This is a genomic window from Salegentibacter sp. Hel_I_6 (assembly GCF_000745315.1).
Classification (GTDB): Bacteria; Bacteroidota; Bacteroidia; order Flavobacteriales; family Flavobacteriaceae; genus Salegentibacter.
The window spans coordinates 1,542,628-1,557,864 of sequence record NZ_JQNQ01000001.1; the positions used below are offsets into that span (position 1 = coordinate 1,542,628).

15 protein-coding genes are annotated in these 15,237 nt (G+C 39.2%); all 15 read right to left on the minus strand.

Features of this window, described 5'->3' with window-relative positions; all coding sequences use genetic code 11:
- Positions 1 to 31: 31 nt before the first annotated feature.
- On the minus strand, positions 32 to 1,285 hold the full coding sequence (locus FG27_RS06760) for a hypothetical protein (protein WP_037317188.1): 1,254 nt from the start codon (positions 1,283 to 1,285) through the stop codon (positions 32 to 34).
- Positions 1,257 to 1,694, minus strand: a complete 438-nt coding sequence (locus FG27_RS06765) for a ubiquinol-cytochrome c reductase iron-sulfur subunit (protein WP_013073437.1) — start codon at positions 1,692 to 1,694, stop codon at positions 1,257 to 1,259. Before FG27_RS06765 ends, FG27_RS06760 begins: the two co-directional genes overlap by 29 nt.
- Positions 1,691 to 2,899: a di-heme oxidoredictase family protein gene (locus FG27_RS06770; RefSeq protein WP_013073438.1), complete on the minus strand. Its 1,209-nt coding sequence runs from the start codon at positions 2,897 to 2,899 to the stop codon at positions 1,691 to 1,693. The genes FG27_RS06765 and FG27_RS06770 overlap by 4 nt, the downstream gene beginning before the upstream one ends.
- A gap of 886 nt (positions 2,900 to 3,785) precedes the next feature.
- Entirely contained in the window at positions 3,786 to 4,607 is an 822-nt protein-coding gene (locus FG27_RS06775) for a universal stress protein (RefSeq protein ID WP_013073440.1), read from the minus strand.
- A gap of 57 nt (positions 4,608 to 4,664) precedes the next feature.
- On the minus strand, positions 4,665 to 5,021 hold the full coding sequence (locus FG27_RS06780; RefSeq protein ID WP_008615606.1) for an STAS/SEC14 domain-containing protein: 357 nt from the start codon (positions 5,019 to 5,021) through the stop codon (positions 4,665 to 4,667).
- 18 nt (positions 5,022 to 5,039) lie between these two features.
- Positions 5,040 to 5,216: a hypothetical protein gene (locus FG27_RS19230; RefSeq protein ID WP_013073441.1), complete on the minus strand. Its 177-nt coding sequence runs from the start codon at positions 5,214 to 5,216 to the stop codon at positions 5,040 to 5,042.
- A gap of 9 nt (positions 5,217 to 5,225) precedes the next feature.
- Positions 5,226 to 6,542, minus strand: a complete 1,317-nt coding sequence (locus tag FG27_RS06785) for an APC family permease (protein WP_013073442.1) — start codon at positions 6,540 to 6,542, stop codon at positions 5,226 to 5,228.
- Between the two features lie 18 nt (positions 6,543 to 6,560).
- Positions 6,561 to 6,746 carry a hypothetical protein gene (locus FG27_RS06790; protein ID WP_013073443.1) on the minus strand — a complete coding sequence of 62 codons (186 nt, stop codon included), beginning with the start codon at positions 6,744 to 6,746 and terminating at the stop codon, positions 6,561 to 6,563.
- A 3-nt stretch (positions 6,747 to 6,749) separates the two neighbouring features.
- The gene (locus FG27_RS06795) at positions 6,750 to 7,748 is read right to left on the minus strand and encodes a sodium:calcium antiporter (RefSeq protein WP_037317197.1); all 999 of its coding nucleotides are present in this window, start codon (positions 7,746 to 7,748) and stop codon (positions 6,750 to 6,752) included.
- Positions 7,749 to 7,759: 11 nt separating this feature from the next.
- Positions 7,760 to 8,431, minus strand: a complete 672-nt coding sequence (locus FG27_RS06800; protein WP_037322013.1) for a lipoprotein signal peptidase — start codon at positions 8,429 to 8,431, stop codon at positions 7,760 to 7,762.
- Between the two features lie 45 nt (positions 8,432 to 8,476).
- Entirely contained in the window at positions 8,477 to 9,277 is an 801-nt protein-coding gene (locus FG27_RS06805) for a cation transporter (protein WP_037317200.1), read from the minus strand.
- A 1-nt stretch (position 9,278) separates the two neighbouring features.
- Complete coding sequence (gene nhaA / locus FG27_RS06810) at positions 9,279 to 10,628, minus strand: Na+/H+ antiporter NhaA (protein WP_037317202.1); 1,350 nt, start codon at positions 10,626 to 10,628, stop codon at positions 9,279 to 9,281.
- A gap of 97 nt (positions 10,629 to 10,725) precedes the next feature.
- Positions 10,726 to 12,129 carry a dihydrolipoyl dehydrogenase gene (gene lpdA, locus FG27_RS06815; RefSeq protein WP_037322015.1) on the minus strand — a complete coding sequence of 468 codons (1,404 nt, stop codon included), beginning with the start codon at positions 12,127 to 12,129 and terminating at the stop codon, positions 10,726 to 10,728.
- Between the two features lie 90 nt (positions 12,130 to 12,219).
- Positions 12,220 to 12,648: a Fur family transcriptional regulator gene (locus tag FG27_RS06820; protein ID WP_037317205.1), complete on the minus strand. Its 429-nt coding sequence runs from the start codon at positions 12,646 to 12,648 to the stop codon at positions 12,220 to 12,222.
- Positions 12,649 to 12,683: 35 nt separating this feature from the next.
- On the minus strand, positions 12,684 to 15,236 hold the full coding sequence (locus FG27_RS06825) for a heavy metal translocating P-type ATPase (protein WP_037317207.1): 2,553 nt from the start codon (positions 15,234 to 15,236) through the stop codon (positions 12,684 to 12,686).
- Between the last annotated feature and the right edge of the window lies 1 nt (position 15,237).

Genomic DNA, 15,237 nt, shown 5'->3' on the forward strand with positions numbered 1-15,237 from the left:
CCACTCCATTAGTTAAAAAAGCATATCATTCTTAAAAATAGGTGCTAAAACCTAGGTACCAGGTGGCCGTTTTTGTGGCTGGATTATTTAAAATGTCATTCTGCCACTGATAACGATAATTCAACCTTAAAACCGTTGCAGGTGACGGTCTAAAACTTATGGAAGGAGTAACCGCAATTAAATCATCCCCTATATTTGTATTAGTTTGAGTGAAGTTACCAATATTAAAATCAACATAATCTGTCCGAGCGGAGACGTTTAAGGATGCATTTTCCCAACCGAACATTTTCTTTTGCAACACTGGTTGAACTACATCCAGAAAAAATCCTGCTTGTTTATTTCCAAACTGTTGCGTAAATGTTTTTGGCACATCCACCCACACATAAGCGCCTTCTCCAACAATATAAGTGCCGGTTGATTCAATAGTAGTGCTAAGATCAATAGCGAAGACATCCACCCTCCTATTCTTTTCATCTATCTGTAGTCCATCTTCCATTACACGATTGTATGTACCGCCCATATAAGAAAAACCAACCTCACCTATATTTCTATTTCCTATAGCGAGTTTTGTAGTAATTAAAGGGTCACCGCTGAAATTTTCTTCAAAACGCTCTTCATTTTCTTTAACGGATGAAAGAGAGGTTCGATCTTTTGAATTATTAATTATACTATTGTCAAATCCATTTGAGAGGTATGCTTCATATCCGATAATCCAATCTCCAGTATTTGTTTTACCATACATTCCAAAACCTGCATTAGAAAAAGTGGCGGGTAGTAATTTTACTGCCACATCAGGTCTTTCTACAAACTCCCATTTAGGACCATCGTGATTTTGATTAAAAGCACCGATTGGATTCAAGATTATTCCACCTCGTAAATTGAGAAGAGGATCAAAGGAGATATCCATAGCAGCAAATTCTATGGCAATCTCTTTACCTCCCTCTTCAAACTCTACTTCCGTTAAAAATTTAATTCTTTTGTTAATTGAGGCAGACAGAAATAATGTTAAACGTCGTGCTTGAAAAGATAATCCTTCTGTCAATCCATCTTCCACTGCATATATCGAATTGGCTTCAAGATATCCCCCAATAGATACCGGAGCTTTATTTATTGTTAGAGCTGGTCGATTGTATACCGCATCCATGTTAAGTTGAGTATCTGTTGTATCTGACTTCGTTCTTTTAAGTATATCATCCTCGTTTTGGGCTATTAAATTTCCACTGAGGGTGAACAATATTAAGGTAATGATCAAATAATTAGGAGAATAAAATATAGATGTTTTCATCGTCTGTTTTCGTTGGAAATGTTTTTAGTTTTTGTTCAGCAGGTCCTTGTAATACGGTTCCTTCATTGGAAAATTGGCTTCCATGGCAAGGACAACTATAGATACCCCCACCAACATTAAGCTCGCACCCTCGATGAGTGCATTTTAGTAAGGAAGCTATATAGTCTTCACCAACTTTATATAGACAAATAGGGAATCTGTATTTGTTATTTTGTATAAGGACAAACTCTCTTTTAGACACCTTGTTATTTTTTTCAAGAATAAACTCATGCTTCGCTATGGTTAACTTATCTACCTCTTCCTTTGCTGTAGCATAGTAAATTCCACTGCATGAATGTAAAAAACCTAAACTTGGTATTGTTATAGCAACAGAGGAAAGGGTTTGGATAAATTTTTTTCTTTTCATCATAATGAATTTATAAATTCAAGTAGTTGCTTTTTTTCCTGATTCGATAGGGCATTGAACTCATCCCTTGAATTTTTGGCTTCACCGCCATGCATCAAAATGGCTTCCTCAATACTTCTTGCCCTGCCATCATGTAAAAGAAACAAACCTCCTCCTTGTGAGTTTTCAGAAAGGCCAATTCCCCATAGCGGAGGGGTTCTCCATTCGGATGTTTCAGCAAAACCTTCGGTATATCCATCGTCCAGACCAGGACCCATATCATGAAGTAGTAAATCTGTATAGGGATGAAATCCTTTATTAGATAGTGCTTCGATAGGCGAATATCCCGTTTTCATGCTTGGGGTATGGCAGGCAGCACATTGAATTCGGGAAAAAATTTGTTTGCCAGATACAACATCAGGATCATTTTGATTTCGAGGTATCGGAGCTTTTAAGGTTTTTAAATAAAAAACCACCTCGTTAACTACCTGAGTACTGATTTCCGGGTCCTCTTCCAGCCCGCTATAAGGATCTATAGGTTCAAATAATGATGTAATACCTATATCTTGATTATACGCACCTACTGTTTGATGCAATAAGTCATAACTAATTGCCTTTTTACCAAACCTAAAAATATATTTACCTCCACGTGAAATACTATTTGGCCGAATTTGAACATATTCAGGAGGATATGCGAAATGAGCTCTACCACTTATTCCGTCGCCATTCTCATCATAAGGATCGGCTAGAGAAAGTATACTTTCATCTGGAACAGCATCCAAAAAACCTAATCCTGTGACCGCAGGCGCAACCAAGGTTGTGAAGGGTGCTCCTGGAGGTAGCTTTTCAGGCTGAAACCCCTGAATTGCTTTATTCTGTAATTGATTTTTACCATCCCCAAAGTCTGCAAAAGGATTTCCTAAAGTATCACTTTGACCGAATCTTATAAATTGATTAAACGGGTGACCTTTACCATCCCCAGAATGACAACTAACACAGCTAGTACCTACGAAAACGGGGCCGAGTCCAGTTTCTGCGGTAAATACTTCATCATTGAACGCTATATCCCCATTCAAGAACTGAATCTGCTCTTCAACTGATAATCCTTCTACAGGGCCATCAAGAAGTTCATTTTCCTTTGGAGGAACAGGACCATATTCATCAGCTAATTTTTCACAGGATGTAAAAAAAGCGATAAAAATAATTAGACTTAACCATTCTATTTTCATTACCTAAAATATTATTTAGACAAATCTAAAATTTATTTTTTAATAATCTAAATATTGAAAGTTATTATCTTAAGAATATATTTTTAAAGTTGTAGGAATATATAGTATTAAGCTTCTTAAAAGATTTACCAACGGCGAAAACCTCGTTTGTACGTTTAAAGTTTCTAACTTGGAAGCTTTGTATTTACTCCTATGAGACAGCCTACCTATTAGGAGTATTATGAAGGTTCTCAATAATATGAGTATAATTCTGGTCGCCCCTCCTTTAGAAGTACTTGAATTGAAATACCAGAGAACTCCCGATTCCTTATATTACAGGGAATCGGTTTTTAATTGAAGTATTTTGTTTACAAAAGGTCAATTTTCTACGCCTCTTAAAACTTCAACTTTTAAAAAGAAAAATAATGAATTCCATAGAATCATTAGATTAAGAAAAAGTTGGTAGGTAAACATTTTTAAATAATCAGGGCTTATGAATAAAGTCTTTTAAGACAAAAAAATACAATAAAAATGATGCAATGACCAAAAGGATTAATGAAAAAATTCCAAAAAGCTTTTCTTTTTTAGTTATTTTATTCCGGGAAGATTTTTGACCCTTCTTCTTTCTTCTATTTCTCCTATATTTTGACATTTTTCTTCTACACTTTCTTTTGGGTAAATTGCAAACTTATCGCTTTAAAAAGGGTTTATTCCCTCTAATTAGATAAAAATTCATTGTACTGTAGTCTTACAATTGCCTTAATTTAGGGCACCTAGGATACCATAGGAATATTTCACAAATAATTCTGTGGTCTTACTGAAGGTATGAAGCTCAGGAATTCAGTTAATTTCTAAAAAATAGTGACTTCATAAACTTAAAAATGCAGATTTGTTTTCAATCCTACTATCATTTTAAAATAAGTACAGGAACTTCTGATTTGAAAATCATTTTCCGTCTCAGCCCCAGTTCAGTTAGTTTTTCTATAAAGGCATGTTTCCTGTAAAGTAGCGCCAAAATATCTATGGCATTATCTTTCAAAAAACCGGTTATTTTATCTTCAGTTTTCCCTTCGGAAAAAAGGTGAACAGAAATATTCTGTAGATTAAAAAACTCCTCATAATAGTTTTTTATCTCCTGTTCTTTAATAACTTCATCTTTACTTTTAGCAAAATGAAATATAAAAAGGCGCGCGTTAAATGCCTTTAATAGATCAGCCAGAACCTTTAGTTCCCTATCAGGTTTCAGATTATCTGAATCCAGCGCCAGACAAATTCTTTTTAAACCAAAAGTTTCTAAATCTTCAGGTACAACCAGCACAGGGCAGGGTACATCCTTGCTCACTTTTTCACTGGTAGTTCCTGCAAGGTAACCTTCTACCTCACCTGCACCTTCTGTCCCCATAATTATCAAACCTGCTTTTTCTTCTGTTGCTAATTGATAAATTATATCTGAAGGTCTTCCTGGGGCTACCATACTCTTATATTTTATTGTCGCCAGACGTGGAAAATTTTCGAGAAATTCCAGCATTTTTTCTTTGTACAATTTCTGATAAGAACTAAAGTTGTCGGGAACCGGATAAACTATAGCCCCGTATCCGGCATATTGATAACCTTCAGAATAGGCATGAACAAAGATAATTTCTGAATTTAAAGATTCGGCCACCTTTATGGCATACTCAACTCCAATTTTGGAACTTTGACTAAAATCAATCGGAACTATTATTTTCATGGTTTTTTAATTTTAATTATACATTCAGTTTTTCAATTAATTGTTTAAATAAAAGCTTTATTGTTTAATCCACTTTTTGGCAATCTCCTTTTCCTCTAAGTCAAAATATTTTACTTCAGCATTGGTAAAAGGTTTCATGAACTTTGTAATCCAGTCCTGCCATTTTTTATCACCTACCATGGCGATTTTTTCATAATCTTTTGCGTGGGCAGTATCCATTTTTAGATCTTCCCACAGGCCTGGAAAATCCCAGCCGGTAAAATTCTCCATTTCAAAATACCAGCGTACGTTTAATCCTTTGTCCAAAATAGCATGAATAATGGGATGTACCTTCTCAATATCCATTTCGGATAAATCTCCCGATGCTCTGGTTGCAATAATATTATCTCCTGAAATCTCTATAATTTGTAACATATCTATTTTTATTAATTATTAACCGCCTAAATCGTAAAACCATTCTTCAGCTTTCATAATTCCTTCTTTTATGGCATTTCCCTTAGTATAATTCTTTTCTATAACCAGACTTTTAGCAATTTCCAGGGCTTTTTGCTTCACTGCAGGATGGAGGCCATCCAAACTGGTTTTAAATTCTTCAAAGGTCCATTCCATAGCTTCATTTTAATGGTTGAACAGTTCTTTTTCTTTTTCGGGATCCATCTCATTCTTTGACTTTTTGTCCAAAAAATAATCCAGCACGATGCCCACTATAATTGCTCCCACAAAAGCAACATACACCTGCCAGTTAAACTGAACTACCAGAGACAGGCTAATAATTATGGCCAAAATGGGTAGGATAGGTACTTTCCCTATGGAAAGGGGAACTTTAAAAGGTCTTTCTTTGTCAGGTGCTTTATAACGCAAAACGATGAGTGCAATATTCACAGCTACAAAAACGAGTAACGCCCCTAAAGAGGACATTCCTGCGACAATTTTAATATCTCCCAATAACAAAAATGCCGCTACCGCAGCCATAACCACCAGTGTAGTTACCCAGGGTACTTTCTGTGCATTGGTCTTGGTCATAAATTTTGGAAGCTCGCCCACGCTTGCCATACCGAAAAGCAACCTGCTAATGGAAATAATGCCACTAAAAGCCGCATTAGCCGTAGCAAAAAGTGCCGCAACTGCCAGGGCTACGGGCAACCAGGAATTTAAATTTGAAGCGGCCAGCGACAATGGGGAATTTACCTTTGCTATTTCTGCGGGGTCACTTATATTGAGTACCGTAAAAGATATTAGTAGGTATATAATTGTGGTAAACACCATTGTCAATAAAAATGCCCTCGGAATCGTCTTGCCCGGATTTTTTACCTCGGAACCCAATGCTGCCATATGCTCAAAGCCGGTATAAACAAAAAATAAGGTAGCAGTCGCTGCCAGGGTGCCGGAAAAGGACTCCACTTTAAAAAATTCTGATTTTGGTGGTCCTGTTTCCAAAAGTCCGACCGCAATAAGAATAAACAATCCCAATAGCTGAATACTGACCATAATGATATTGGCGGTAGATGATTTTTTGATGCCCGTAATGCTTATAAATGCAAGAATCAGTAGCACAGCATAGCTAACCAGTAAGGAAGGGATGTTAAAAAACGTATTGAAATACCCTGAAAAAGCAAGTAGCACCGCGGCGATGGTGGCCGAACTGTGAAATGCAATCGTCCAACCTGTTAGAAAAGATGGAATGTCGATTTTTGGAAAAGCTTTCCGTACAAAAATGAATTCTGCACCGGCATTAGGATAGGTAGAGGACAGCTCTGCATACGACATTGCCGAGACACTGGCCGCAATGGCGGCAAAAATAAAACTCAACCAAAGGTCTGTTCCCGCCTGTCCAGCGGCTGCACCAATTACAGTATATATTCCAGCACCAACAATGGTACCTACACCATAAAAAGTAAGGCGAAGAGTACCCAGAGATTTTTTTAATTCTGCCATAATACTATTAGTAATATATTATCCATTTCTATCTAAATTCCTTTTTTCCATCTCTGCCTTTACGATGCCACGCTCAATAGCCTCTTCTTTTGAACAATTTTTGTTCAAATAGAAATCCCTTGCATATTTTAATGCTACTGCTCTAATATTTTCATCCAGCACATTAAGCCTCTCCTGGTAATCCTTAAATAAATCCTCCTTCATTTTTTAAAATAGTTTTAGAACAAAAAACACCATAGTTAAAAGATATACAATATACGCTGCATCGAAAACGAATATCTGCCATCTGCTGAACCCGTGAAGTTCCTTGCTTTGATGGACAAATACTGAATATAAAAGCGGCATCAGTCCTACAAAAGCCAGGTTGACCCAAAACAACTGGAAATCTTCGATTGGGGTCGTTACCAGTGCCAGGGGGAAAAATGCCACTGTCATGGTAACGGCATTATCTGCAATCACACTGGTGGTACCCGCAGTCACTTCACCTCCCTTTACCACACTCCATGTTTTGAATATTTCAGGGGCGGTAGTCATAATTCCGGTGATAAACAACCCTCCAACAATTTCGGAAATATTCAGTGCCGAAACAATATTTTCGGTAGCTTTTACAATAAAAAAAGCCCCCACGGCTATGGCCAGGGCCCCTGCAACCGAAAGCCATATTTTCTTTTTATCCCATTCTACCTTCTGACCCTTTTCCCTGCCTTTTATAATGGCATGCGTTAAAAAAGCCGCATAGGCAGCCAGCATGATCCACCCATCAATGGGTTGTAATCCACGCCAGGCTTTGGGAAGCGTTAATATAGCCACCAACCCGATAATTACCAGATAGGGGATAGATAATACCGAGACGGAACGTTTGTTCAGGGCCAGCAGGTTGGCATCCAGATGTTTTTGGTGTTCCTTATTATTTTTAAATTGCTTTCTGGAAGCGAAATAGGCTATGCTAACCATCAACGGAATGGAAATTATATTGGAACCCAAAAGGTTGCCCAGACCAATTTCCGATACTCCCCGGGCTGCACTGGTAACGTTTACAGCTACCTCGGGGCTGGCGGTCACAATGGCAAGTAAAGCTGCTCCTGCAGAAGCTGTAAGCCCCCATTGCTTACGGAGCATCTTTAAAGGCGTCAAGAGTTGGTCCGCACCCCAATGGGCAGCCCAAGCTGCCAATCCCAATACTACTACCCAAAGCCAAACGTTCATAACTAATCGATTTATATAATTGTCCTGTTACTTTCAGTATATTTCAACTTTTTATTTTCCGATATTTTCTGGTCTTTTTTTTGTTGGCTTTGAAAGATCAGGAGTAAAATCACTCCCGTGCTAATCCAAACATCTGCGGTATTGAATACAGGGTCGAAAAAAGTAAATTCATTGCCTCCCCATAATAGCAGCCATTCCGGAAGCCTTGTTTCAATAATTGGAAAGAACCACATATCCACCACATTGCCATTTAAAAATCCCGCATAACCACCGCCTGAGGAGAATATTTCTGCAATATTACGAAGTGCGGGATCACTTTTTTCAAAAATCAGTCCGTAAAATGCACCGTCAATCAAATTGCCCAATGCACCTGCGTATATAAATGCGGCACAGATTATAAAGACTTTTGCATATCCTTCACGTATCATTTTTTTGATATAAAAGGTCCCCCAAATAACGGCTACGAAGCGAAATAGTATTAAAACAAATTTGGCCAGATATCCCTCGCCAAATTTAAAGCCCCAGGCCATGCCGGGATTCTCCAAAAAATGTAAGCGAAACCAATCCAGGCCAAACACAAAATATTCCTCGCCATAATAAAAATGGGTCTTCACATAAATTTTTATGACCTGGTCTATTACCAACAACAGTAAAATCAATAATGCTACACTACTTTTATTCATAATTTCCTTATTGTTGCCCAACGTCTTGTGCAACATATATTTGCATTATTTAGATAATTTTAAAATTCTTATGGCACCCCGCATTACAAACGTAAAAACGATGCCGCCAATTACCAAATCAGGCCATTTGCTATCCAGAAAATAGACCAAAACACCGGCCAGTATCACCCCGCCGTTTACGATGATATCATTCGACGTAAAAATAGCACTGGCCTGCATATGCGCCTCCTTACTTTTGGCCTTATTTATCAACCAAAGCGAAATAAGGTTACCCAGAAGGGCGAAAATGGAAACAATGATCATCAATTGGAAAATTGGTGTTTCACTACTGGTAAAAAACCTTCTTAATACCTCTGCAAAACCAAGTGTTGCCAAGGCCATCTGAAAATACCCGCTGAATTTTGCCACCTTCTTTTTTCTGGAAATGGCACCACCTACTGCAAATAAACTTAGCGCATATACTATCGAATCTGCCAGCATATCCAACGAATCTGCAATAAGACCCATAGAAGAAGAGATCCACCCCGTGGTCATTTCGATAATGAAAAAGCCGAAATTTATCCCAAAGACCCACCAAAGGATTGTTTTCTGTTTGGATTGGTCTTCTATTACGGGAGGATCGGCTTCTTCGGTCCCTTGGAAGGAATCCCCAAGGTTTAAACCGGCTATTGATATTTGTATATCTTCGATTCCATTCACATGATATACTTCCAATTTCCTGTTGGGAATATCAAAATCCAAATATTTCACTTGTGTATAAGCCTCCAACTTCATCCGGATCATCTGTTCTTCTGAAGGACAGTCCATTTGACTTACTATAAAAGTACTTTTGTTCATTTCTCCCATATCACTTAACTATATTTTTCTTTCCTTTATTGGAAGTTAATAAGAGAATTACCGCACCGCCAATAGCTGCAAGTAATGAAGCTATCAAAATGCTTATTTTCGAAATTTTAATCAATTCCTGATCATTAAATGCGAGATTGGTAATAAAAAGGGACATGGTAAAGCCAATTCCCGCAATCATACCAATTCCAATTATATGTTTCCAGTTTAGTGTAATATGAAATTCGGAAACTCCAAGTTTTTGCCCAATCAATGTAAAAATACCAATCCCTGTTACTTTGCCAATTGCTAATCCCAAAAGGATCCCCAGCCCTAAAGAACCGGAAACAACCTCAATTAAATTTACATCGAGCTTTACTCCCGCATTCGCGACTGCAAAAATTGGAATGATAAAGAAAGCATTGAAATCAACAAGGGAATTTTCCAGTTTGAGCAAAGGAGGCCTTGAATTCTCAGTATCTGTTTTAATGGCTTTTAAAATTATTTGTTGTTTTTTATCCTGAAGAGGATTTAATTTTTCCAGCTCTGTTTTCTCAAGATTAGTAACGTTTGTGGCAGTCCTTTCTTTTAATATTTTACTGTCTAATTTGGGCACTATTGGAATGGTAATGGCAAAAAGTACTCCCGCAATAGTTGGATGGATCCCCGAATTAAGGAAGCAATACCATAAGATGATCCCAATAATAATATACCAAATCAAATTTTTGATCCCAGTCCAATTCATTAATAATAATAACCCAAATGCCCCCATGCCCGATCCAAGGTATATCCAGCTCAACTCGTTGCTATAAAACAATGCTATCACCAATATGGCACCTATATCGTCAGCAATAGCGAGGGCTATTAAAAATGTTTTTAACTGCCTGGGGACATTTTTTCCCAGTAGGCCAATAATCCCTAGTGAATATGCGATATCGGTAGCCATAGGGATGCCCCAACCCTTTATATTTTCAGTGCCTAAATTTAGGCTAATAAAAATGAGGGCCGGAACTGCCATACCACCTAAAGCTGCCAACAAGGGGGCTGAGGCTTTTTTAATTGAAGATAATTCCCCCACCATAACCTCCCTCTTCAATTCAAGGCCGGCAACCAAAAAGAAAATTGCCATTAGGCCATCATTGATCCATTCTTCAATTGTTAGCCCAAAACTAAGATGCTCGGAAAATTCAAAAAGCAATTCATCGCCAAGAAAATGATGATAGGCACCTGCCCACTGTGAATTAGCTAAAAGAAGGGCAACTATAGTAGCAATTATTAAAAAAATCCCCCCAGCTGTTTCCCTGTCGAGGAACTTTGTTGCCGTTTCCCTGATATACCCAATAGTGGATTGATTTCGAACTGATTGCCCCATTTTATCTTATCTGTTTTTTGAGTTCATTACTTAAACCTTAATATTTCAAAAAGCTCAGTAGCGTCTTAATTTTTAAGAACTTACTGTTAGGTCAACTTTAAATATGCAACGCCCTGTCTTCGGTGGCTGCCAAACAGGCTTCTTTAAAGGTTTCTGAAAAGGTGGGGTGCCCGTGTGACATTCTTGCAATATCCTCGGCAGCCGCCCTAAATTCCATCGCTACCACCGCTTCGGTATAACTGTCTGCTATGCGAGGGCCTATCATATGCACGCCCAATATCTCATCGGTTTCCTTATCTGCGATTACCTTGATAAAACCATCCGTATCCATACTTATCTTCGCCCGTGCGTTTGCCTTATAGGGAAAAGAGCCCGTTTTTATACTTCTATTGGTCTTCTTCAGTTCCTCTTCCGTCAAGCCTACACCGGCGACCTCAGGCTGGGTGTACACGATATTTGGGATAAGCGAATAATTGATATGGGGCTTTTGGCCAACAATCCGTTCGGCTACAAAAACGCCTTCTTCACTGGCTTTATGGGCAAGCATTGCCCCCCGGATTACATCCCCAATGGCATACACACCCTTGACGTTGGTTTCAAGGTTTTTATCTACCGTTATCTGTCCTTTCTCATTGGTCTCCACTCCTATATTTTCAAGCCCTAAACTGGCGGTGTATGGTTTTCGGCCAATGGCCATAAGACAGTAATCGCCATCTAAACTCATTTCTTCTTTATCGGAAAGATTTTCCGCTTTCAATTCTACTTTATCCTCAGTTGCCGTTGCGTTTGTCACCTTATGTTCCAAATAAAAATCAATTCCCTGTTTTCTAAGGGAACGGTGCAATTGATGTCCCAGTGCGCCGTCCATAGTGGCGATAAGGCTATCAAAATATTCTACTATGGAAACCTTTGAACCCAGGCGGGCGAATACGGAACCTATCTCAACACCGATAACGCCACCCCCAACGACCATTAAGTGCTTGGGGATTTCCTGTAGGGCAAGGGCTTCGGTAGAAGAGATGATACGCTTTTTGTCTATTTTAATATTGGGCAATGAAGCGGGTTTGGACCCTGTGGCAATGATGATTTTATCGGTTGCTATGCTTTCCGTTTTATCTTCTCCCTTAATTTCAATCGTGTTTTTGTCCTTGATGGTGCCATGACCTTCATAAACGGTAACCTTGTTCTTTTTCATCAGATAATCAACGCCATTGATGATTTCCTGTACCACATCCTGAACCCTTTGGTTCATTTTCAGGATATCGACATTGGCCTCTTTAACATCAATCCCAAATTTTTCGAATTGATGCTTGAGTTTGTAATAATGCTCAGAGGCTTCCAACCAGGCTTTTGACGGGATACAGCCCACGTTTAGACAGGTGCCGCCCAGGGTACTATACCTTTCAACAATGGCTACTTTTAATCCTAATTGGGCGCAACGGATCGCACTTACATACCCGCCCGGGCCAGATCCTATTATAGTTACATCAAATTTTTCCATATTCATATTTTTTTTAAGTTAGTTACGGTGGAAAAAACCTTAAGCTTGACCATTGGGGGCTGGGATTCAGGCTTAAGGCACTCTCACCTATTATTTTTTACTACAATTTTTACATATCCCTTTTAATACCAGGTTCACATCGTTCACCTCATACTGGTTTGGCAAACTCTCTTCCGATATTTTATTTGGTAAACAGATTGTTTTCTTACAATCGGTACAATGAAAGTGCATATGTAAATCTGTACTGTGTTTACCTTTGGCGTTTTCATCGGAAATCGCATATTTTGCAAAAGCAGTTCCATCGTCAATTTGGTGCACCATGCTTTTTTTCTCAAAGAGCTTTATCGCCCTGTAGAAAGTGGTCTTATTGGCTGTTTTGATATCTTTATTGATAAAGACTTTTTGCATTTCATTTAAACTTACTGCATAAGTTTTCCTTTTGAGGTATTTGTAAATTTTCAACCTCATTTCAGTGGGACGTATCCCTTTGGACGATAATTTTTTTTCCGTTTTTGTCATTTTATATTCTTTCGAAAAACAGTCTAAGTCCGGATCTAATCTTTTTTATAAGCCAAAAGCCTTAACGCATTAAAAACCACCAGAAGCGTCGAACCTTCATGGATTACTACCGCCACTCCAATATTTGCCAAGCCGAATATGGTTGAAGGTATAAGCAGGGCCACAATACCAAGGCTAACCCAAAGGTTTTGCCTGATAATCGCCTTTGCTTTCCTGCTTAAGCCTATGGCAAAGGGCAGGGTTTCCAATTTATCGGCCATTAGCGCAATATCCGCCGTTTCCAGGGCTACATCACTTCCCGCAGCACCCATAGCTATTCCTACAGTGCTGTTTGCCATGGCAGGGGCATCATTAACGCCATCGCCCACCATTGCCACCTTGGATTCCTTTTCTTTTAATTCTTTTATAGCATCCACTTTTTCTTCCGGCAATAGGCTCCCCCAGGCATCGGTCAATCCTATTTCTTCTGCTACAGCGTCTGCTACCTTCTGGTTATCTCCGGTAAGCATGATCATTCGTTTAATGCCGATTTCTTTTAATTTTTTGAGGGTTCCCTTGGCGGCTTCACGAGGGGTATCCATTAATGCAATGATGCCTATATATTCTTCATTTTTTCGTATAAGCATTGTTGTATTTCCACCACCTTCAAGACCACGCACTTTCGTAGCTATTTTTTCGGAAGGTGTACTCTCATCAAGCCCTTCGTACAGGTCGAGGTTACCTATATAGATTTTATCATTGCCAAACGATGCTTTAATCCCTTTACCCAGAACTGCCTCCAAATTAGAGGCATTTGGGATTTCCTCGCCTTCCAGACGCTCTTTTCCATCACGAACTACAGCTTTGGCCAGGGGGTGATCACTAAGACCTTCCACGGCTACTGCTATTTTGAGAAGTTCATTTTCTGAAATATCCCCAAGTGGCACCACTTGGGTAAGTTTTGGCTTTCCTTCCGTTAGAGTTCCGGTTTTATCGAAGGCGAGGGCGGTAATAACCCCCAGGTCCTCCAGAGGGCGCCCTCCTTTAATTAATACCCCGCCACGGGCGGCCCTGGCCACTCCACTCAATACAGCACTTGGGGTCGAGATTGCCAACGCACAGGGACTTGCAGCTACCAATACGGCCATCGCCCTGTAAAAGCTAGCGCTAAAGGGTTCGTCAATAACTAAAAAAGCAAACAAAAGAATCCCGACCAAAATAAGGACGGACGGCACAAAATATTTTTCAAATTTATCGGTGAGCAACTGGGTAGGCGATTTTTGAGTCTGAGCTTCGTTAACCAGTTTCACCAATCGGGAAAGCGTTGAATCTTTGGCTGCTTTGATAACTTTAATCTCCAAAGTATTGTTCCCATTGATCGTTCCTGCAAAAACGCGGTTTTCATCTTTAATATCATCTACCTCTGAGTAATCCTTCTCAACATCTTCTACGGGAACTTTATCTACCGGTACACTCTCCCCGGTTATTGGAGCCTGGTTAACACTACTCTGCCCATCTACCACTACGCCATCTGCAGATATTTTACTATTTGGTTTCACCACAATGATATCCCCAATATTGAGTTTTTCGATACCAACTTCTTCCGTTTTACCATTTTTCTTAACCAAAGCTGTTTTTGGCGCCAGTTCTGCCAGTGCAGCTATAGATTTTCGTGCTTTGTTCATTGCATAATGCTCCAGGGCATGCCCCAGGCTAAAGAGAAATAATAACAAAGCTCCTTCAGCCCATTCCCCAAGAATAGCTGCTCCTATAGCTGCGACCAACATGAGAAAATCAATTTCAAATCCACCTTTGGCTACGGTCTGTATGGCTTCTTTTGCTGTAAAGTAACCTCCAAAAAAGTAGGCACCTATGTATAGGGATAAGCTGACCCATTCCGGTATTGATGTTACGTAGGACAAACCAAAACCAATACCCAAAAGAGCACCGCAAATAATAGCAAAAATAAGTTCGGTGTTTTTCCCAAAAATACCTCCGTGGGCGTGGGAATTTTCTTCCCCGGCCCCGTGGCTATCCGCTTCTCTATGATTCTGGAGATCAGTATCTTTATGCTTTTGTTCTTCTATATCCCTTACCTTTTCTTTATTTAAATTTTGAGGATTCTTTTCGGCAGATTTAAAGCCCTTATTCTCAGCAGAGGAGCTTTTTTTAACTTGTAGGTTTTCTTTTTCGAGCTTTGTAGTTATCTCATCAAAACTTGTTTCCCGTTTATCATATTCTAAACGGATCATTCCTCCGGCATTGGCGGAAGCTTCCAAAACACCATTGATATTCAACAGACTCTTTTCTATAGTCCTTGCATGCCGGGTATGTCTAATCCCCTCAACCTCTATAAGCAAATGTCCATATTTCGCGGTAATTTCAGCCCCGGTTCTTTCTGCCAATGATTGAATGCGGTCAATAGAAATTATATCCGGATCGTAATGAAAGCACAATTGTGGAACCGTATCTTCCTGATCATCTTTTATATGCACTTTTTCAAGACCTTCTTTGGCTTCTAATTCCTCAATAAGTCTTTGTACACAGGTATCTTTTTCATTTGGCACCTGAGGTAGCAGTACCGGAATTTTAAGTTGTAATTTTTTCATT